The following is a 22137-nucleotide window of genomic DNA, read 5'->3' as shown; positions in this document are numbered from 1 at the left end:
TCATCAGCGTAAGTTAAAGAAACTTCAAAGTATCAGAGACTCGATGTTTCAGAAGATGTTTGTTTGATATAATAATACTGTATGAATGAAAATCCGTTAAGGAACTGAGGTGTTTTATGAAAATCAGTGAATTGATAGGAGGAAAACATAAGTAACTGAATATATTGACTATTGTGATTAAATGTGTTTAAACACGCCCAAAAGAGAGTGTTAAAATGAACACATCAAATATCACAAATTATAAACCCAAAAGTGTTGCCGAACTTTTGGGATATCTGTTAAGACATTACAACGTTGAGACAGAGAAGGAATTTTAAAGGCAAACCGAACTCCAACTAATAGGCATTATTACACTTATGATTTGTAGGCTGTATGGGCTTCGTAAGTATAAAAAACAAATAGAAAGGGATGAGGGGATTGCTAAAGAGCTTCAAGACAGAAATAAATCCGTCAGAAGAGCAGAAAGTCAAGATTCGCAAAACGATAGGAACTTGTAGATTTATCTATAACTTCTATCTTGCTCATAATAAGGAGCTTCATGAAAATGGGAAAAAGTTTATGAGCAGCAACAAATTTAGAGTTTGGCTTAACAATGAGTATGTTCCGAAGCATCCGGAATATTCTTGGATCAAGGAAGCTTATTCAAAAGCGGTAACACAGGCAGTAAATAACGGACAAACCGCATTTACGAGATTCTTTAATCACAAGAGCGCCTTTCCAAGGTTTAAAAAGAAAGGCAAATCTGATGTAAAAATGTATTTCGTAAAGAATAATCCGAAAGATTGTCGTTGTGAAAGACACAGAATCAATATTCCGTCACTTGGTTGGGTTCGCATCAAAGAAAAAGGATATATTCCCACAACAAAAGATGGATACGTAATTAAAAGCGGTCATGTCTCAATAAAAGCGGACAGATACTATGTTTCAGTTCTTATAGAAATCCCGGATAACAGGATAGCCAATAATTCCAATGAAGGAATTGGCATAGACCTTGGATTAAAGGATTTCGCCGTTGTTTCCAATGGTACAAGTTATAAGAACATTAACAAATCCGCAAAATTAAAGAAACTGGAAAAACAACTCATTCGAGAACAGAGAAGTCTTTCTCGAAAGTATGAAAATGTAAAGAAAGGAGGGCCCACTCAAAGAGCGAATATACAAAAACAAAGGCTTAAGGTACAGAAACTTCATCATAGAATTGACAATATTCGTACTGATTACATCAATAAAACAATCGCAGAGATAGTGAAAACCAAACCATCTTATATAACGATTGAAGATTTAAATGTATTAGGAATGATGAAGAACAAACATCTTTCAAAGGCAGTTGCTTCGCAGAAGTTTTATGAATTTAGAACAAAGCTTCAAGCTAAATGTAACGAAAACGGCATTGAACTTCGAGTTGTAGACAGATGGTTTCCATCATCGAAAACCTGCCATTGCTGCGGCGCTATCAAAAAAGATTTAAAGCTTTCAGACAGAACCTTCACATGTGACTGCGGTTATATCGAAGACAGAGATTTCAATGCTGCACTTAATTTGAGAGATGCTACGACTTACGAAGTTGCATAAATAAAAGCAAACGTAGGTATGTACCGAAGGCTATTTCGGGAATTTACGACTATGGAGTGTACAAGAACTTGTGAGTAGTGTATTGTTTACAATCGCCAAAGCATACACAATGAAGCAGTAAGAAGTATCCGCAAGGACTTCAATTTCTCGATGTGTTTGAGTATATTTAAACATATTTTGAGTGGCAGGCAATTATGATTTTTAAGAAAGAGGCGGATTTCGAGGAAGAACTGATACATCTTCTGACATCCGTAAGCGGTTGGAAAAAAGATACCTGCGGATGGGGAAATTCCGATGGTGCGTATGAATCGGTGCTTCGTTATCCCGATGAAGAGGACCTTCTGAAGAACTGGGCGAACATTCTCTATAACAATAACAAAAGCAGGGATCGCCTGAACGAATATCCGCTCACATCGGGAGAGATGCGCCAGATTATGGAACAGGTGACGAACCTTCGGACCCCTTTGAAGCTAAACGGTTTCATCAATGGACGAAGCGTGTCTATTGTTCGGGATAATCCGGAGGATACAGAACATCTGGGAAAAGAAATCAGCCTGAAGCTGTTCGACCGCATGGAGATTGCCGGAGGCCAGAGCGTTTATCAGATTGCACAACAACCGAAGTTCCCGACGAAGAATCGGATTCTGAACGATCGCCGCGGGGATGTAATGCTGCTGATTAACGGAATGCCGGTGATTCATATCGAGTTGAAGCGATCCGGAGTACCGGTGAGTGAGGCGTGCCATCAGATTGAGAAATACTCCCACGAAGGGGTGTTCACCGGACTGTTTTCTTTGGTACAGATTTTTGTGGCTATGACTCCCGAAGAGACGCTGTACTTCGCCAATCCGGGACCGGACGGCCGATTCAATCCTTCTTTTTATTTCCATTGGGCGGACTTTGATAACGAGCCGATTAATAACTGGAATGAGATTGTGCGCACGTTCCTGTCCATCCCGATGGCACATCAGATGATCGGGTTCTATACGATTGCGGACAATTCCGATGGGGTGCTGAAGGTGATGCGGAGCTATCAGGTGAACGCGGCGAATCGGATTTCCGACACAGTGCGGAAGACCAAGTGGGGAGAGCAGAATCAACTGGGTGGATACGTGTGGCACACCACCGGCTCCGGTAAAACCATGACCAGCTTCAAGTCGGCACAGCTGATTGCGGATTCCGGCGATGCGGACAAGGTGGTTTTTCTGATGGACCGAATTGAGCTGGGCACCCAGTCCCTGCAGGAATATCGGGGTTTTGCAAATGACGATGAGGATGTTCAGGCGACGGAAAACACCGGGGTACTGATTGGAAAATTGAAAAGCACGAATCCGGCAGACACGCTGATTGTCACATCTATCCAAAAGATGAGCAACGTGCCGGAGGATGCGGGACTGAAAGCCCGGGATTTGGAAACGATTCGACGGAAGCGAATTGTTTTTATTGTGGATGAAGCCCATCGATCCACTTTCGGCGATATGCTGATCTGCATTAAAGAAACGTTCCCTCAGGCGATTTTCTTTGGATTTACCGGAACACCGATTCAGAAGGAGAACCAGAAAAAGAAGAGCACGACCGCAACGGTTTTCGGCAATGAGCTGCATCGATACAGCATCGCGGACGGCATTCGCGACGGAAATGTTCTGGGATTCGATCCGTATATGGTACGGACATATCGGGACAAGGAAATGCGCAAAGCCGTTGCGCTTGAAATGGCACATGCATCCTCGGAGAAAGAGGCGCTGGACAACAAAGATAAACGAAAGGTCTACATGGAGTTCATGGATTCCGGGAAGGTGCCGATGGCCGGATATGTTGATTCGAGCAGCGGAAAATATCTTCGAGGAATTGAAGACTATATTCCAAATGCACAATACCGACAAGATGCGCACACCCATGCGGTGGTGGAAGATATCCGGGAGAATTTCCCTCGCCTCAGCACCGGAAAGGGCGACGAGGGCGTTCGCTTTCACGGAATTTTTGCCACATCCAGCATTTCGGATGCGATTAACTACTATCGATTGTTCAAGGAAATGGCACCGGAACTTAAAGTGACGGCCTTGTTTGATCCGAACATTGATAATAAGGAGGGGGCAATTAACAAAGAGGATGGTTTGGTGGAGATTATTCAGGATTATAACCGCCGGTACGGACAGGATTTTACCATTCCTACTTTTGCCAGAATGAAGAAAGATATTGCAGCGCGACTGGCCCATAAGAAACCCTACGAACGAATTGCGAGAGAATCGGAGAAACAGCTGGATCTTCTGATTGTTGTGGATCAGATGTTGACCGGATTTGATTCCAAATGGGTGAATACCTTGTATTTGGACAAAGTTCTTCTGTACGAAAATATCATTCAGGCGTTCTCACGAACGAACCGGCTTTTTGAAATTCACGAGAAACCATTTGGAATTATCCGATATTATCGGAAACCGTATACCATGAAGCGGAATATCGATAGCGCCATTAAACTGTATTCCGGAGATCGAGCGTATGGGTTATTCGTTCCGAGTCTTACGGAGCATTTGGAAGAGATGAATCACAGTTTCCGGGTTATTGAGCGGCTGTTCCGGGACGAAAAAATTGATAATTTCGAACGGCTGCCGGAGGATGGAACTGTTTGCGGGAAATTCGCAAAGGAATTTCGAGAACTGGTATCCTATCTGGAAGCGGCACAAATCCAAGGATTCACATGGGAAAAGAAGCGTTATGAGGAAGAAGAGACCGGTGAAGTGGTCGAGGTGGAGTTGGATGAAAGAACGTATCTGATTCTGCTGATTCGGTACAAAGAAATACCACGATTTGAAGGAGGCGAGTTCGGTCCGGAGATACCGTATGATTTGGATCCATACATCGAAGAGATGGATACGGGCAAAATCGATGCGGAATATATGAATTCCCGTTTCGAAAAGTATTATAAGCTTCTGAAACGAGATGATGCGTCTGAAGGGGAACTGGAGAAAGCGGAAGAGGAATTGCACCGAACGTTCTCCACGCTGACCATGGAAGAGCAAAAATACGCCAATTTATTTTTGCACGATATTCAAAGCGGGGATGTGGAACCGGTGGCAGGCGCAACCCTTCGGGATTACATTACGGAGTACATGGCAGACCATCGCAACGATCGAATTCACCGATTCGCGGAGACATTCGGGATGGACGAAGAGAAGCTGAGAAAGCTGATGGCGCTGCATCCTACCGAAGGAAATATTAATGAATTCGGACGCTTTGATGCCTTGAGGGCAACGGTGGATAAAGAGAAGGCTCGCGCGTATTTTGAAGAGAAGGAGCAGCGAAAAATCGCACCGCCAAAAGTTACGATAAAAATCGACAATATCCTTCGAGCGTTTATCTTGGAAGATGAGAAATAACAATAATCCTCGAGAAAACCTTTAATTCTCCAATTCCTGCCCGGAAGTATTAAAATAAATAAATTCGTGCGTTAGATTTTTCTAACGCACTTTTTTTAATGCAAAGTGACCACACAAAAAACACAATGGGTAGTGGACAAATAATTTTGAATGATTATAATAGGATGTTGAAAAAAATTTAAGCGGTGAATCCGCAATTAAGAAAGGGGACTAAAGATGAAAATTATTGCAGTAGCAGTGTTTCTGATAGTGATACTGCTGATTATCTCCGAACGAGTGCACCGTACCGCGGCGGCAATGGCCGGGGCAATGGTACTGATTCTCACCGGCGTCATGTCGGCGGACAAGGCACTTTCCTATATTGATTTTAATACCATTGGGGTGCTGGTGGGCATGATGATTTTCGTGGCTATCGTGCGTCGATCCGGTATGTTCGAATATATTGCGGTGCGAGCAGCCAAAGCGGTACACGGAGATCCGTGGAAAATCATGGTTGCTTTTACCCTGATTACCGCAGTGCTTTCGGCAATTTTGGATAACGTTACCACCGTATTGTTGGTGGGACCGATGTCCATCGCCATTGCCCGGATGCTGAAGATCGATCCGGTTCCGTTCCTGATGGGACAGATTCTGGCATCCAACGTGGGCGGTACCGCCACCTTAATCGGTGACCCGCCAAATATCATGATCGGCAGTGCCGCACACCTGTCCTTTATGGACTTCCTGGAAAACACCGGTTTTGCCGTGCTGTTCATCCTGGCCGTGCTGATTCTGCTGATGAAAATTGTATATGAGAAGAAGATTGAAATGGGCACGGTGGATACCAGCGCCATTGAGAAGCTGGATCCGTCCAAGTCCATTACCAATCGGGCACTGATGAGAAAAGGAATCATCGTTTTAATCTGTGTAATCGTTGGATTTATGTTCCATGACAAACTGGGCATTGAGTCTTCCGTCATCGCTCTGACCGCAGCCGCAGTGATGCTGATTATCGGCAGGGAAGATGTGAACGAGGCCATTCAGGATGTAGAGTGGACGACAATCCTGTTCTTTATGTCGTTGTTCGTGGTTGTCGGTGGTCTGACCGAGACGGGTATCATCAAGGAACTCGCATCCAAGATCATCAATGCAACCGACGGACATCCGATGGTCACCATGCTGGTGCTTTTGTGGGCGTCGGCACTGCTGTCCTCCATCCTGGACAACATCCCGTTCGTCGCAACGCTGATTCCGCTGATTCTGGCCATGCAGGCGGACGGAATGGACGTCACCTCCTTCTGGTGGGCGATTTCCCTAGGTGCGTGCCTGGGCGGAAACGGAACCATGATTGGTGCATCCGCCAATGTGGTTTTGTCGGACATCAGTACGAAACACGGCTATCCGATTACCTTCAAGAGCTACCTGAAAGTCGGCATGCCGTTCATGCTTCTGTCCATCGTAATTTCCACTGTATTTCTTGTGATAAAATTTGATATTATGTAGTCAGGAGGTATGGATTAATGAGCAATGAATACACGACCAACAAAGTGTCCAGCGACATGATCAACATGATGGCAAAACAAATGGGCGCGGTGCATATCAAGTCCGATCCGGCGTATATCAACATTTATACATTTGAGATTGCACCGGAATTTCGGATTAAGTACATGCTGGATCTCCGCCGGGGAAAGGGCATGTACCTTCATCGGGTAAGCCCGTACCCAATTATGCTGGGAAAATTCTACGGCGAGACCGATATCGTCGATTACATGAAGCGGGATCTGCAGAAGTTCCGCCGCGCGTACGAAAGCGACAAATTCTCGTCCTTCCTGGATCTGACGGAAGATTTGACCCAGTTCAATCGCCAGATTGAGCAGCTCTTCTTGAATCGGAATGTGCCGGAAGCGGCTTTCCGGGAACTGGCGGAGGAGATGAAGAACGTGCATGCCACCATTAAACAGATGGCAGAGGAATGCCCAATGTTGTATGATACCCATCGAAACATGGGTGAACTGGCCATCAACTCCAGCGATTTGGGTCGGGAAGAGGAATAGTTCTCGTAAAAATAAGAAGAGTCGGAAGTCTGAGGCTTCCGATTCTTTTTTTTATGTCGACAGCACGAGGGAAAATGAGTATAATCAAAGTAGCGTTGATTTTACATCCGGGGGTGTAGAACTGCATTGAATTACAAACAGGCAGGAGTGGAAATGGCTAAGAAAGTATCAAGAAAAGAAGAAGAGAAACTGAAGAAACTGTCGCCGGCGGAGCGGAAAGCGATTAAGAAGCAGAAGAAGCGGGATGCGTATCAGAAGGAGAAGGCGCAGCGGAAGGAAGAGCGCTATCAGAGCGAGTCGAAGAAGTTCCGCAAGCGTCACCGGAAGGGCGCCGTTGTGACGGGCATCGTGCTGGCGGTGGTTCTGCTGGGCGGCCTCTTCTATTGGATGAACACCGGACTGTTCGAGGAAGACAGCTATAAATTCTTCAGCTACGACAAATACGTGAAGGTGGCGTCCACGGACAAGCTGACCTACAAAAAGTCTCAGCTGAAGGTGTCCGACAAGGACGTGGAAAAACAGATTCAGGCGAAGCTGAAGAATGCCGGAGAGAAGAAGCTGACGGAGGCATTCATCAAGAAGAACACGGACAACGAGTGCAAGACGAAGGCGGAATACGAGAAGCACGTTCGGGAACAGCTGGAGAAGGACAAGAAGAATTCCGTGGGCAGCGAATTGCTCAGCAAGGTCAGCGGAGATTCCAAGCTGAAGAAGACGCCGAAGCTGCAGCTCAAGGCGGCCAAGAAGGACGTGGAGCAGAACTATGAGCAGATGGCTTCTCAGTACGGAATGGACGTGGACAGCTTGATTAAAGCCTATGGTATGGACGAAAAATCCTATCAGGCCATGGTAAAGAACAGCGCCAAGGAGAGCGTGAAGCTGCACCTGGTGGCACATGCCATTGCAAAAGAAGAGGGCATCCGTCTCAGCAGCAGCGATTACGACCAGAGGCTGAAGGAGTTCAAGGAAAGTACCGGACTCAGCGAGAAGCAGTTCAAGAAGCAGGCCGGATCCTCTTACGAGGATTATGCGAAGGAGAACAACTTCGAAGAGTATTTTTTCCAGGAGAAGGTAGGACAGTTCCTGGTGGACAAGGCCACGGCAAAATAGTGGAAAGCAGAAGTTTTTGCTGGCGGAGAACAACGATCATTACACCATCGGCAATAAGGGAGATGATGTAGACAATAAATTGCAAGAACCAACCTTCCTAATGGACGATGTCCCGTTAACCGGGGCGTCGTCTTTTTTTGCGGTGCCGTCAAGCTATGGAGAATGGCCGGGGCTTGTGGTACAATCAAAGTAGTTTTTTTCACAGAAGGGAGAATGGGATTATGAGACGTGAAATAGCGGTCTCCGTGCATTTCCTGACGGAGGCGAGGCGAAAGAAAATCGAGGAAACCGCGGCGAAAGGCGGATTTGACACAGTGTTCTACGACAACGACGATGCGGCGGTGGGGAGAATAGCCGATGCGGAAATCGTCTTCTGCGAGACGCCGAAGCCGGTGAAGGGGCTGAAGAACGTGAAGTGGTGTGCCAGCTCCTATGCGGGCATCGCACCGTATCTGGAACCGGGGGTGCTGCCGGAGGGCTGCCGGCTCACCAATGGGGCGGGTTCCTACGGCGTGACTATTTCGGAGCACATCGTGATGGTGTCCCTGATGCTGCTGAAGCAGATGCCGAGATACCGGGAAATCATCGACAATCGGGAATGGCGCCACGACGTGCCGATTCGTTCCATCTACGGAAGCCGGGTGACGGTTCTGGGGACGGGAGATATCGGAAAATATACCGCCAAGCGAATGAAGGGGATGGGGGCGAAGACCGTCATCGGAATGAACCGGAGCGGTCGCTGCGACGAACCTTCTTTTGACCGTATCATCACGGCGGGAGAGCTGGATGCACTGCTGCCAGAAACGGATATTCTGGTGCTGTGCATGCCGGAGACGAAGGAAACCCGGGGGACCCTGTCCAAGGAGCGCATTGCGATGCTGCCGAAGGAGGCCATCGTGGTGAACGTGGGCCGGGGCAGCGCTATCGATCAGGATGCGCTGATGGCGGCCCTGAACGAAGAGCGGATTGCCGGGGCGGCTTTGGACGTTATGGTGCCGGAACCGCTGCCGAAGGATCATCCGCTGTGGGATGCGCGGAACATCATCATCACTCCGCACATTTCCGGGAACATGTCCCTGGAACACACCCGGGAGGAGTCCGTGGACTTGTTCTGCCGAAACCTGGAGCGATACATCGCGGGGGAACCGCTGGTTCACGCCGTGGATTTTGAAAGAGGGTATTAATATGATTAAAGCATGCATTTTCGATCTGGATGGGACACTGACCCGGACGCAGGAGTCCATCGCCCGTCCCATCAATATGACTTTGAAACATTACGGGTTGAAGGCGCAGCCGGTGGAAGCCTATAACTATTTCGCCGGGGACGGCATCGATAACGCCCTGCGCCGGGCGCTGGCGGCATCCGGCGATGAAGAGGGAAAATTCTTTTCCGAGGGCATCAAGCTGTGCCGGAAGTGGATGCAGGAGGATCCCCTGTACCACGTGGAGCCCTACGAGTACGTGCCGGAAACCCTGAAGAAGCTTCGGGACTGCGGCTGCAAGCTGGCGGTGTTCTCCAACAAACCCCACCTCAGCGCGGTGAACGTGGTGGAGACGATTTTGGGCAAAAACACTTTCGATCACATCCAGGGGCAGACCGACCGAATTCCCATCAAACCGGATCCTACGGGAGTGTTCGAAATCCTGGACCGATTCGGTCTTTCCAAGGAGGAATGCCTGTACTTCGGGGATACCAACACGGATATGATGACGGGAAAGAATGCGGGGGTGTATACCGTGGGCGTCACCTGGGGATTCCGCCCTCGGGAAGAGCTGGAGAAATACCATGCGGACCGGATTATCGATTGCCCGAAGGATTTCTGGACCTGCGTGAAAGAGATGAACGAAGAATAGAAGCATAAGAGGATGGAATGAAGAAGAGAAGAAAACCGGAGCTGCTGGTTCCGGCCGGAAGTATGGAGCCGCTGATTGCGGCGGTGGAGAACGGGGCGGATGCCGTCTATGTGGGCGGCCGCCTGTTCAACGCCCGGATGAATGCGGGAAATTTTGACGATGAAAGGATGCAGCAGGCCCTGGACTACGCCCACGCCCGAGGCGTGAAGGTGTTCGTGACCATGAACACCTTGATTTTCGATGAGGAAATGGAAGAGGCGGTGGAATACGCCGGATTCCTGTATCGGGCGGGGGTGGATGCCCTGATTGTGCAGGATTTGGGATTGGGAAGGCGTATTCACGAAGAGCTGCCGGATTTTCCCTTGCATCTTTCCACACAGGGAACCGCCTGCGATGCGGAAGCGGTGGCACTGGCGAAGGAGCTGGGCTACGAACGGGTGGTGCTTTCTCGAGAACTGTCTCTGGCGGAGATGGAAGCGGCTTGTCGGGATGGGGGCCTGGATATTGAGGTGTTCGTTCACGGCGCCCTGTGCATCTGCTATTCCGGACAATGCCAAATGAGCCGATTCTACGGGGGCAGAAGCGGAAACCGCGGAGCCTGCGCCCAACCTTGCCGCCTTCCTTATGAAGGTGTGGATGAAAACGGAAAGAAAATCTCCGGCCATCTTCTGAGTCCCAAGGATCTGTGTCTGGTGGACCGACTGGGAGAGCTGATTGAAGCGGGCGTCTACTCCTTCAAAATCGAAGGTCGAATGAAATCCCCGGAGTATGTGGCGGTGGTCACCCGAATCTACCGGAAATACATCGACGAATACATGGAAAAAGGCAGCTATCACGTGACCCCGGAGGATCGCCGGGAGCTGCGGCAGATCTTTAACCGAGGTGGTTTTACCTCGGGCTATTTGAATGGAAATCCGGGAGAGAAGCTGATGTCCCCGGTGATTCCGAAGAATCAGGGCATCCGCATCGGAACCGTACAATCGGTAAAACCGGGCTCCACCCTGGTAGATGTATCCTGCGATATCCTGCCGGATATGGGCGACGGCATCGAAATCCGTTCGGAGCGAAAGGCCGGAAAGGCGGTCAGCACCATCATCAGCTACCGAAAGGAGCCGGGAAAGGGCGTTCTGCGCATCGGGGATTTCAAGGAGCCGGTGCAGGTGGGGGATGCGGTGTACCGAACATCCTCCAAGAAGCAGCTGGAAGCGGCGCGCAGCTCCTTCCGGAACATGTCCTTGGACGCATCGCCGGAATCCCGCCGCATCGGACGGCGCCGAGGCATTAATCTGACCCTGACATGTTTCGACAATGTGCTTCGCCTGACCGGTACAACCATCCCGGAAACGGGGGAGCTGTGGGACAGCCAGGCGAAGAAGAGCGCAGTGCTGGAGGCGGGTCCTTTCGAGACGGATGCGGAACGGGCCACGCCGAAGGAACGGTACGAGAATGCCCTTCGAAAGACGGGAAATACCCCATTTGAAGTGGAGAGCCTCCGCTTCCGAGGGGACTTTGATATACGGGTAAAAGCATCGGAAATCAACGCTCTTCGCCGGGAGTGCCTGGCCAAGCTGGAAGAGAAGATTCGGTTCCGCCGGACGCTTCCGGAAGGCTTCCGGACGATGGAAGCGATGGGGGAATCCGAGACCGGGCTGCCGGTTCTTCCGGATACCTTGCCGCGAGTTCCTCTGGCCGCTCTGTGCCTGGAGGCGGACCGTTCCGGTCAATCTTTAGCGGAGGCGTACGGAAACCGGGAAGACCCGGAAGCGGTTCCTTTTATTTCCAATGTGACCAAGGGCCGTGAGGACGACATCCTGCTGCACCGGGAAGGGGAAATCCGGGAACTGGGACAAAGTGTGCCGATTCTGGTGGGGAACCTGAGCTGGCTGCACCGGCTGGCGGGAAAGGGACTCCGGCTGTACGGCGATTACGGCCTGAACGGGGTGAACCGGGAGACGGCAAGGGTATTGAAAGAGATGGGCGTGGAAGCGCTCTGCCCGGGACTGGAGCGGAACGAAACCGGCGAGCTTGGAGAGAAAAGGATGCCGCTGATGATCAGCGAGCACGATTTCTCCGCCCGGGAACTTCGAAACAATAAGCGTGGAATTCGTATCCGGGTGGAACATCCGGAGTACAGCAGTCAGAGCCGGATTGTTCCGGTGGTGACGGAAAGGAATTAGAGGAATGAAGCTGATGCACCTGGCGGATCTCCACCTGGGAAAACGGGTAAACGGGTTTTCCATGATGGAGGATCAGGAATACATTCTGAATCGGATTTTGGAAATCATGGAGGAGGAGCAGCCGGACGGTCTGCTGATTGCCGGCGATGTGTACGACAAAACCATCCCGCCGGCAGAGGCGGTGCGTTTGATGGACGATTTTCTCACCGCCGTGGCGGCGAAGCACGTCCCGGTGTTCCTAATCAGCGGAAACCACGATTCGGCGGAGCGGGTAGCCTTCGGGCATCAGCTGATGCAGGGGAGCGGCATTTGGATCTCGCCGGTATACGACGGAACCATCCGGCACCACACCCTGGAGGATCGGTGGGGCGAGGTGAACATCTACCTCATTCCCTTCCTGCGGCCTTCCGTGGTGCGGAGCTTTTTCCCGGATGTTGAAATCGAGGATTACACGGATGCGCTGCGAACCATCATTGAAGATCTGCAGGTGGACACGTCCCGGAGAAACGTGGTGCTGGCCCATCAGTTCGTCACGGCGGCGGGGGCATTGCCGGAAACCTGCGACTCGGAACAGCTGTCGGTGGGCGGCCTGGACCGGGTGGACGGAAGTGTTTTTAGCCCCTTCGATTATACCGCTTTGGGGCACCTCCACGGTCCGCAGCGCGTGGGAAGCGAGACGATTCGGTACGCCGGATCCCCTTTGAAGTATTCTTTTTCGGAGCTTCACCAGAAGAAGAGCGTGACGGTGGCGGAGCTTCGGGCAAAAGGAGAGACGGAAATTCGGCAGATTCCGCTGCAGCCTCAGAGAGAGATGATAGAGCTGCGGGGGACCTTTGAAGAGATTCTGGAGGAAGCCCGGAAGAAAGGGGAGCTCCAGACGGATTATTACCATATGATTCTCACGGACGAGACCGATGTGGTGGACGCCCTGTCCCGCCTTCGGGAGTACTATCCCAACATCATGCTGCTGGATTATGACAACCGGAGAACCCGCTCGCAGAAAGAAGTGGAGCAGTTGGACCGGGTGGAGGAACGGACGCCGGGGGAACTGTTCGCCGCGCTGTATGAGCAGCAGAACGGGCAGGAGATGGATTCGGACCGGAAAGAGTATCTGGATGGACTGATTCGTGAAATTTGGGAGGAACAGGTATGAGACCGATTCGCATAGAAATGTCCGCCTTCGGACCGTACGCCGGCAAACAGACCGTAGAAATGGACCGGCTGGGGACCAGCGGCATCTACTTGATTACCGGGGATACGGGGGCGGGTAAAACCACCATTTTCGATGCCATCGTCTTCGCACTTTACGGAACCGCCAGCAGCGACCGGCGGAGCGGCGATATGCTGCGTTCCCGCTATGCGGAGCCGGATACCCCCACGGAGGTGAAACTTGTTTTTGCCTACCGCAATAAAGAATATGAGATTCTCCGGAATCCGACCTATCAGCGGCCGAAGCTGCGAGGCGAGGGCATGACCCAGGAGAACGCATCCGCGGAGCTGCGGCTGCCGGGGGGAGAGATTCTCACCCGCACCGGAGAGGTGGACGAGAAAATCCGGGAGATTCTGGGGATGACCCGGGATCAGTTCATGCAGATTGCCATGATTGCCCAGGGGGATTTTCTCAAGCTGCTGCTGGCCAAGACGGAGGAGCGGCGGAAGATTTTCAGCAGTATTTTTCGCACCGGCCGGTATGCCCGGCTGGAGGAGCGCCTGAAGCAAGAGGCCCGTCAGGCGCGGAAGACGTACGACGACGTGGTGCGAGAAATCGGCTTCGAGCAGGAACGGGCACGGCTTCCGGAAGGAACGGACCGGAGCGGGCTTCGGGATGAGGAGTACCTTCAGGCGATTGAGAAATTCCGGGATGAGGCCGGAATAAGATTGGAAGAAGGAGAGAAGAAGCAGGAACTTCTGAGAGGGGAGCTGGATGCTCTGGCGGCCCGGATTCTGGCGGCGGAAGAGCAGGAAAAGCGGAAAAAGGCGCTGGAAGAGACTCGGGAACAGTGGACGAAACTTCAGGCCGCGGCGGAGCAGCGAAAACAGGAGCTGGAAGCGGCGCGGAGCCGTGAACCGGAAGCGAAGGAGAAGGAAGCGCGGCTTCACGTGGAGCAGGACCGGCTGCAGCAGTACGACCGGCTGGAAGAATTGAAGCAGCAGAAAATCGAAGCGGAGAAAAAGCAGGCTTCGGATGAGGCGGCTCGAAAGAAGTTGGAAGCGGGCCGGAAAGCCCTGACACAGCAAATTCAGGATTGCCGGCAGAAAATCAAAGAAAAGGAGGCACTGGCCGGGAAGGCCGCAGCGTTCTCCGGGGAGAAGGAACGCCTTCGGAGTCAGGGGGCGGAATACAATGAATTGAAGACCTTGCTGGAAGCCTATGAGGAAGATTCGGAAAAGTGGAGCCGGGCGGCGGTGACTTATCAGGCGGCTTGCGGCAAGGAACGGGAATTCGGCGAGTCCTATCTCCGGCAGCACCGGGCGTTTCTGGATGACCAGGCGGGAATCCTGGCGGCGGAATTGGCGGAGAATCAGCCGTGTCCGGTGTGCGGATCCTTGCACCACCCGTCGCCGGCGATGAAAACCGACGATGCGCCGACCCGGGAAACGGTGGAACAGTCCCAGAAGCGTTGGGAAGAAAGCAAAACCGCCATGGATGAGGCCGGCCGAAAGGCGGCAGCTCTGCGGGGAACCCGAGACAGCAGCCTTCAGCATATGGAAGAAAAGGCCAAGGGGCTGAATATGCCGACGGAGCCGGCGGCGCTGAAAGAGACGCTGATGGAAGAGCAGAAGCGGTTTCGGCCAAAATGGAAAGAGGTCACGGAAGCCCTGGCGGCATCGGAAGCGGCGACCGAGGCGAAAGTGGTTTTGGAGGAGAAGCTGGAGACGCTTCAGAAAAAGCAGGAGGGTGATGAAGAAGCCTATCGCAAGCTGGAGTTGGAATCCGCTCGCCTGCAGGAGCAGATTGAGAATCTCTCTGCAAATTACTCGGAACTGAAGGAGACCCTTCCGTATCCGGACCGGGAGTCCGCCGGGAAGGCGGCGTCGTTACTGGACCGGGAAATCCGAGAAATCCGGGAGGCGGTGCAGTCGGCGGAAGAGAACGAGAAAGCGGCCGCTCGCCGGATCCAGGAAGCGGAAGGCCGAATGGGCGAGCTGCAGAAGCAGATCCGAGAGGGCGAATCGGCAGAGTCGATGACATCCGCGGAACTGCAGGAAAATCAGAAGCAGAAAAAGGACGAACATCTCCGTCTGCAGGCAGAGGCGAAGGAGGATAACCTGATCTGGGAGACCAATTCCGCTGCGGCCGGCAACATTCGAAAGCTGAGCGGCGAGCGGGAGCAGGCGGCACGGAAGTATTCCATGCTCCAAAATCTGGCGGACACCGCCAATGGAAACCTTTCCGGAAAGCAGCGGATTCAGCTGGAGACTTATGTACAGCAGCAGCTTTTCGATCGGATTCTGGTGCGGGCCAACACCCGGTTCCGAGTGATGTCCGGCGGTCAGTACGACCTGGTTCGCCGAAAGGAATACCAGAAAAATCAGCAGAGCGGGCTGGACCTGGACGTGGTGGACCACTACAATGGTACCACCCGAAGCGTCTCCACCCTTTCCGGCGGAGAATCCTTCATGGCGTCCCTGTCCCTGGCACTGGGACTTTCCGATGAGATTCAGGAAAGCGCCGGCGGCGTTCAGCTGGATGCCTTGTTCGTGGACGAGGGCTTCGGCTCCCTGGATGAAGAAACTCTGGATCAGGCCATGAAGGCCATTCAGACCTTGGCGGAGGACGGCGGCCGAATCGTGGGTATCATCTCCCACGTGACGGAGCTTCAGAACCGCATCGACCGGCAGCTGCTGGTGCGCAAAATGAAATCCGGCGGCAGTACCGTCACTATCAATATCTTATAGAGGAAATGGAGTGTTCAAAATGAGAATGATCGATACATTGACAAAAAAGGGCGATGCCATGATGGCGAACAGCATCCGGGCCCGGAAAGGCATCCTTCGGGACCGCTGCCGGGACCTGCGGAAGGAGATGGACATGGATTACCTCCGAGACGCCAGCGACGCCATCACAAAGCACATTCTGGCGAGCGAGGCCTACCGGGTTGCTGGAACCATCTTCGTCTACATGAGTTACGGCAAGGAAGTCATCACCGACGGTTTTATCGCGCAAGCGCTCGCCGATGGTAAAAAAATCTGCATCCCGCTGTGTCTTCCGGAGAATCAGATGGAAGCGAAGTGCTACACCGGACCGGAGGATCTCCATTCCGGAAAGTACGGAATCCGAGAGCCACGGGAGGATGCAGAGACAGTAGCACGAGAAGAAATCGACCTGGCGCTGATTCCGTGCGTCGCATGCGATAAGCGGTGCAACCGCCTGGGTCACGGTGCGGGATACTACGACCGATATCTGGAGGGGACGGATTTTGTCAAGATGGCACTGTGCCCGGAGAAAATGATTCTGTCCAACGTGGCGGTGGATGCCCTGGATGTTCCCATGGATGCCGTGGTAACTGAGGAAGGCATCGTGACGCGGAATCGGTAGCCGGAGAAGGAGGGATTATGTCTGAATTAATCTATAGCATTGTGATGTGGACCGCCCGAATTCATGACGAAATCATGGGCATGAACGACGGATGGGGATACTACAACAGCGACAAAAAACTGCATTTTATCGTCATGGGAATCATCGGGATGATTGTGGTGTTAGCAGCGTATTTCATCTTCAAGCTGCTGCAGAATCATCCGTTGGTGATTGCATTTATCTATGCGTTCACGGTAATGATCGTGCTGACATTCTCCATTGAAATCGGTCAAGGGTTCTACGGAACCGGCAACATGGAGATGGAAGACGTGGTGGCCGGCATGGGCGGATTCCTGTTTTTCTTCGTGATATTCGCACTGGTGCGGGGGATTTTCCTGTTGATTTTCAACCTTCTCCGAGGAAACGATCGAAAAAAACGGAAGAAGCAACGGTAGGAAAAAACAATTTATAAAAATATCCTTAAAAAGCTTGCTTTTTTTGTCATTGGAGGATAAAATATAGTTCATGTTGATAATATTTTGAGTAAAATTTGTCCGGCCAACCACAAAGATCGGATGAGGGTGAAAGGAGTACAGGTTAATGGCAAAGAAAGAACCTTATTTTGATGATGCGGCGCACGTATCGTCGGAATCGAGAGCAAGTTTTTCCGGTAAGTTAGGATATGTATTAGCGACGGCGGGATCCGCAGTCGGCCTGGGAAACATTTGGAGGTTTCCCTATCTCGCTGCAAGACACGGCGGCGGGATTTTCCTGCTGATTTATCTGATTATTGCAATTACATTCGGATACACCATGATGATGTCCGAGAATGCGCTGGGAAGAATGACCCGGAAGAGTCCGGTGGGCGCGTTCCGTGCTTTTAGCAAGGGCAAATTGGCCGGATGCGGCGGATGGCTCAATGCGGTGATTCCGATGCTGATTATGCCGTACTACAGTGTAATCGGCGGATGGGTTGTGAAATACCTTTACGAGTTCCTTCGGGGCAATGTGAACGCGACGGCAGACGATGCCTTCTTCGGCGGATTCATCAGCGATGACGCCAGTGCGGAGCTGTGGTTCGTGGTATTTGCGCTGATGATTGTCGTGGTAATTTTCGCCGGCGTGGAGAACGGCGTGGAGAGAATCTCCAAAATCATGATGCCGATGCTGGTATTCCTGGCGCTGATTGTTGCAATCTACTCCATGACGCGTCCGGGCGCCGCGGCGGGAATCAAGTACTTCCTGGTTCCGGATATGAAGAACTTCACCTGGATGTCCGTGGTTGCGGCGTTGGGCCAGAGCTTCTATTCCCTCTCCATCGCAATGGGAATTCTGGTAACTTACGGTTCTTATATGAAGAAGGACGTGGATATTGAGAAAGCAACCGGACAGGTTATTCTCTTTGACAGTGGAATTGCCATCATGGCAGGACTGATGATCATTCCGGCGGTATTCGCATTCTCCGGCGGAGATCCGAATGCGCTGAATGCAGGTCCGTCCCTGATGTTCATCACGATTCCAAAGGTGTTTGCAAGCATGGGCTTGGGCCGCTGGGTTGGATTCCTCTTCTTCCTTCTGGTGCTCTTTGCAGCGCTGACCAGTGCGATTTCTCTGGCAGAGACCAGCACCTCCACCTTCCAGGACGAGCTGGGATGGAGCCGCAGAAAGTCCACTCTGCTGGTAACCCTGCTGCTGTTCGGTCTGGGAACCCTGAACTCTCTGGGATACAGCTCCCTGGGCTTCGTAAAGATCTTCGGAATGCAGATTCTGGACTTCTTTGATTTCGCTACCAACTCTGTAATGATGCCGATTGCGGCGTTCGCACTGTGCGTCCTGGTAGCTCGCTGCGTTGGTGTGGACCATATCGCCGAGGAAATCAAGCTGTCCTCCAAGTTCCGCATGGAGAAGATGTACCGCGTAGTGGTTCGCTATGTGGCACCGGTATTCGTTATCATCATTCTGCTCAGCTCTCTGGGATTCCTGGGCTAGTGGAAGCTTAAAGAAAAACTAAAGCCTGCATTCGGGCAGTGATCTCAGCGTAACGATGAGATTGCTGCTCGGGTGCAGGCTTTTTTGTTCCCGAGGCTGGCGGCACAAACAATGCCCTGGAGCAAGGCGCCAACATAGGCGCCGTCAGCCCGGGAAATGGATTCGGGGCGGCCTGTTGGCGTGGTCGAATGAAGGGCAAAGGCTTTGAGGGGAGCAAGGCGCCAACAACGACACTGGCAGACCGGGAAAAACCGGCTCGTGTTGGCGTGACCGGATGAAGAAACAAGGTTTCGCGGGGAGCAAGGCGCCAACAAGGGCGCCGGCCGCCGGGGAAAAACCGGCCCGTGTTGGCGTTGGCGGACGGAGAAACAAGGCGTTGCCGGGAGTAAAGCGCCAACAAAGGCGCCGTCAGCCCGGGAAAATCCGGCCTGTGTTGGCGTGACCGGATGAAGAAACAAGGCTTCCCGAGGAGCGAGGCGCCAACATGCCCTGCCGCGCGACTCTAATTCATGCTGCTTTCGGGAAAGCGGAAGAAATTGACGACGAACCACTCTTCGCAGAGGCTTCGTCGTCAATTTCCTCGCGGCCGCCGGGTGAATTAGAGTAAAATGCTCGGGGGAGAGGGCAGGATGAAACCTTGGAAGCAGAAAACCCGAGTGAGACCTGAGTGAGAAGAAGGAGTTTTCGACTTTGGACGGAATTTAGATTAGAATAAAAATGTAAAGAAAATATTAGATTGACGACAGACTTTCCAAAGGCGTGGGTCTGTCGTCAATTTTATTTATGCCGAATGCATATTAGAGCAGAAAGCATGAGGAGATGATTAGAATTGACGACGAAAAGGGGAGGAGGTGAGTTTGTCGTCAATTCTTTCTTTTTTTTATCCACGTCGCTCGCGCCGGACGGGCATTCTGCAGATTAGACGTGGTGCCTCCCCCCGGCCAAAGGCTTGATCTTTCGTCGCGAAGCACCACGTCGCCGGGCTCGCCCGGGCATTCGGCGGCTCCGACGTGGTGCTTCACCCCGGCCAAAGCCTTGAACCTTCGTCGCGAGGCACCACGTCGCTCGCGCCGGACGGGCGTTCTGCAGATTAGACGTGGTGCTTCACCTCGGCCAAAGCCTTGAACCTTCGTCGCGGGGCACCACGTCGCCGTGCTCGACCGGGCATTCGACGGCTTCGACGTGGTGCTTTACCCCGGCCAAAGCCTTGAACCTTCGTCGCGGGGCGCCACGTCGCCCGCGCCGCCCGGGCATTCGGCGGCTCTGACGTGGTGCTTCACCCCGGCCAAAGCCTTGAACCTTCGTCGCGAGGCACCACGTCGCCGTGCTCGACCGGGCATTCGGCGGCTCCGACGTGGTGCCTCCCCCTCGTCAAAGCCTTGAACCTTTGTCGCGGGGCACCACGTCGTTCGCGCCCGCCGGGCACCCACCGGCCCGCGCCTATCGAGAGCACAAAAAGAGCTGCCGTCGATTTCTCGAAACGGCAGCTTTCATCTATTCATAAATTCAATACTTCTTCATCCGGTTATACAAACATTGTAACGAATGGAATGGTGAACAGGGACAGCAGAAGCTGGAACAAAGAGAACACGTACAGGTGAACGTCCGTGAAAACCCGCTTGAGATCGATTTGAGCCAGTGCACATCCGGTGATAATCATGGATAGCGGGATGCCCATGAACGCCGTATTGGCGAAAACCAGCATGATGGTCACCAGTTTCCGGTCGTTCCCCTGCACCCGCAGGAGTTTCGCCACCACCGGCCCTAGAAGAATCATCAGTCCGTAGAACAGCGCCATGAGAATCAGGTTCTGCGCCATCAGATTTTGGGGAATGGATCCGGATCCGCTGAGGGCGGTGGAAATCATCAGCAATGGGTTAAAAACATTGACGATGAGGTTCGAAATTTCCGACGTTCCCTGCTTGGTGAGCCATCCCTTTCGAAAGCAGAAAAAGCCCACAAAAATAAAACGGCGAATAGAATAGCCTTGCCGGAAAAGTTGGTAAAAAAATAGTTTTTTTACCAAAATATAAGAGAAGTTTTTTTGCATATTTCGCAAAAAAATGGTATCATGCTGTTGAGGCGTCTCGAGGCGTCCACCGAAAAAGTGAAATTCTAAGGAATCGATGAATCAAGGCGATTCGGAAAGGAATTGAAATGGATTATTTAGAAATTGAAAAAGTCATTGGAAGACAGATTATTGACTCCAGAGGAAATCCGACAGTGGAGGCAGAGGTGCATCTGGTAGACGGAACCGTGGGCAGAGCGGCTTGCCCGAGCGGCGCATCCACCGGTGAGTTCGAAGCGCTGGAGCTGAGAGACGGCGATCAGAGCCGGTATGGCGGAAAGGGCGTATCCAAGGCGGTTTCGTACGTGAACAACGAGATTTGCGACCTGCTGGTGGGAATGGATGCTTCCGATACCTATGCTGTCGACAAGGCGATGATCGAAGCGGACGGCACGGAAGACAAGTCGAAGTTCGGTGCCAATGCGATTCTGTCCGTATCCCTGGCGGCGGCAAAAGCAGCGGCACAGGCACTGGACACCCCGCTGTACCGCTATCTGGGCGGTGTTAGCGGAAACACCCTGCCGGTTCCGATGATGAATATTTTGAACGGTGGTGCGCACGCAACCAATACCGTTGATACACAGGAATTTATGATTATGCCGGCCGGTGCCCCAAGTTTTAGCGAAGGATTGCGCTGGTGCACGGAAGTATATCACAAGCTGGCAAAGCTCCTGAAGGCAGACGGTTTTGCCACCGGCGTGGGCGATGAAGGCGGTTATGCACCGAACCTGTCCAGCGACGAGGAGACTTTGGATTACATCCTGAAGGCGATTAAGGAATGCGGTTACGTGCCGGGTGCGGACTTCGTTCTGGCAATCGATGCGGCAGCCAGCGAATGGAAGGGTTCCAAGGCCGGTGAATACGTACAGCCGAAGAGCGGTAAGAAGTTCACTTCCGCTGAGTTGGTAGAGCACTGGAAGTCCCTGGCAGACAAGTATCCGATCATTTCCCTGGAGGACGGTCTGGACGAAGAGGATTGGGAAGGCTGGAAGCTGCTGACAGAAACTCTGGGCGACCGGGTTCAGCTGGTCGGTGATGACCTGTTCGTTACCAACACAAAGAGACTGTCCAAGGGCATCGAGCTGGGCAGCGCGAACTCCATCCTGATTAAGCTGAATCAGATTGGTTCCCTGTCCGAGACCATCGACTGCATCCGCATGGCAAAGAAGGCAGGAATGACCGCTGTGGTTTCCCACAGATCCGGCGAGACCGAGGATACCACCATCGCAGACCTGGCAGTGGCACTGAACACCGGACAGATTAAGACCGGTGCGCCGGGAAGATCCGAGCGTGTGGCAAAGTACAACCAGCTTCTCAGAATCGAGGAACAGCTGGGTGACGCCGCATCCTATGCAGGCTTCAACGCATTCAATGTAATCAGAAAATAATTCACGATTTCAATAGGTACGAACTAAAGACTTGGTGTAAAGAAACGGAAGGC

At 52.2% G+C, this 22137-nt stretch carries 15 protein-coding genes and 1 pseudogene; 15 read left to right on the top strand and 1 reads right to left on the bottom strand.

From position 1 onward, the window contains the following. Positions 1–230 precede the first annotated feature (230 nt). From PUE40_RS08305 to PUE40_RS07250, 14 genes and pseudogenes are all read left to right on the top strand, one after another. Positions 231–361, top strand: a pseudogene (locus PUE40_RS08305) (MerR family DNA-binding transcriptional regulator); the annotation flags it as partial. A gap of 47 nt (positions 362–408) precedes the next feature. Further along, a complete protein-coding gene (locus PUE40_RS07310; protein ID WP_277672364.1) occupies positions 409–1572 on the top strand; it encodes an RNA-guided endonuclease InsQ/TnpB family protein in 1164 nt (387 codons plus the stop codon). Positions 1573–1766: 194 nt separating this feature from the next. Then, positions 1767–4946 (top strand): type I restriction endonuclease subunit R, encoded by a 3180-nt coding sequence (locus PUE40_RS07305; RefSeq protein ID WP_277672363.1) that lies wholly within the window; start codon positions 1767–1769, stop codon positions 4944–4946. Between the two features lie 216 nt (positions 4947–5162). Further along, positions 5163–6428, top strand: a complete 1266-nt coding sequence (locus PUE40_RS07300) for an ArsB/NhaD family transporter (protein WP_277672362.1) — start codon at positions 5163–5165, stop codon at positions 6426–6428. 17 nt (positions 6429–6445) lie between these two features. Continuing rightward, positions 6446–6979 (top strand): hypothetical protein, encoded by a 534-nt coding sequence (locus PUE40_RS07295; RefSeq protein WP_277672361.1) that lies wholly within the window; start codon positions 6446–6448, stop codon positions 6977–6979. Positions 6980–7132: 153 nt separating this feature from the next. Further along, on the top strand, positions 7133–8089 hold the full coding sequence (locus PUE40_RS07290) for a trigger factor (protein ID WP_154554868.1): 957 nt from the start codon (positions 7133–7135) through the stop codon (positions 8087–8089). Between the two features lie 221 nt (positions 8090–8310). Then, positions 8311–9273: a D-2-hydroxyacid dehydrogenase gene (locus PUE40_RS07285; RefSeq protein WP_154554869.1), complete on the top strand. Its 963-nt coding sequence runs from the start codon at positions 8311–8313 to the stop codon at positions 9271–9273. Position 9274: 1 nt separating this feature from the next. Then, on the top strand, positions 9275–9943 hold the full coding sequence (locus PUE40_RS07280; RefSeq protein ID WP_154554870.1) for an HAD family hydrolase: 669 nt from the start codon (positions 9275–9277) through the stop codon (positions 9941–9943). A gap of 17 nt (positions 9944–9960) precedes the next feature. Continuing rightward, a complete protein-coding gene (locus PUE40_RS07275; protein ID WP_277672360.1) occupies positions 9961–12120 on the top strand; it encodes a peptidase U32 family protein in 2160 nt (719 codons plus the stop codon). 4 nt (positions 12121–12124) lie between these two features. Next, positions 12125–13273, top strand: coding sequence for an exonuclease SbcCD subunit D (locus PUE40_RS07270; RefSeq protein ID WP_277672359.1), 1149 nt, complete (start codon positions 12125–12127; stop codon positions 13271–13273). Further along, entirely contained in the window at positions 13270–16020 is a 2751-nt protein-coding gene (locus PUE40_RS07265) for an SbcC/MukB-like Walker B domain-containing protein (RefSeq protein WP_277672358.1), read from the top strand. The genes PUE40_RS07270 and PUE40_RS07265 overlap by 4 nt, the downstream gene beginning before the upstream one ends. Before the next feature lie 19 nt (positions 16021–16039). Next, complete coding sequence (locus tag PUE40_RS07260) at positions 16040–16660, top strand: 5-formyltetrahydrofolate cyclo-ligase (RefSeq protein ID WP_277672357.1); 621 nt, start codon at positions 16040–16042, stop codon at positions 16658–16660. Between the two features lie 17 nt (positions 16661–16677). Next, the gene (locus tag PUE40_RS07255; RefSeq protein ID WP_277672356.1) at positions 16678–17094 is read left to right on the top strand and encodes a VanZ family protein; all 417 of its coding nucleotides are present in this window, start codon (positions 16678–16680) and stop codon (positions 17092–17094) included. 145 nt (positions 17095–17239) lie between these two features. Further along, positions 17240–18628, top strand: coding sequence for a sodium-dependent transporter (locus PUE40_RS07250; RefSeq protein ID WP_277672355.1), 1389 nt, complete (start codon positions 17240–17242; stop codon positions 18626–18628). Between the two features lie 1525 nt (positions 18629–20153). Here the strand turns inward: PUE40_RS07250 and PUE40_RS07245 are convergent. Continuing rightward, complete coding sequence (locus tag PUE40_RS07245; RefSeq protein ID WP_154554669.1) at positions 20154–20588, bottom strand: AEC family transporter; 435 nt, start codon at positions 20586–20588, stop codon at positions 20154–20156. 197 nt (positions 20589–20785) lie between these two features. Between PUE40_RS07245 and eno the strand changes: the two genes are divergently transcribed. Then, complete coding sequence (eno, locus tag PUE40_RS07240) at positions 20786–22084, top strand: phosphopyruvate hydratase (protein WP_154554668.1); 1299 nt, start codon at positions 20786–20788, stop codon at positions 22082–22084. The last annotated feature ends 53 nt before the right edge of the window (positions 22085–22137 follow it).

The organism is Mogibacterium kristiansenii (assembly GCF_029224645.1).
In the GTDB taxonomy this organism is placed as follows: Bacteria; Bacillota; Clostridia; order Peptostreptococcales; family Anaerovoracaceae; genus Mogibacterium_A; species Mogibacterium_A kristiansenii.
Note: the sequence above shows the minus strand (reverse complement) of the source record. Positions and strands in the feature narration are given on the sequence as shown.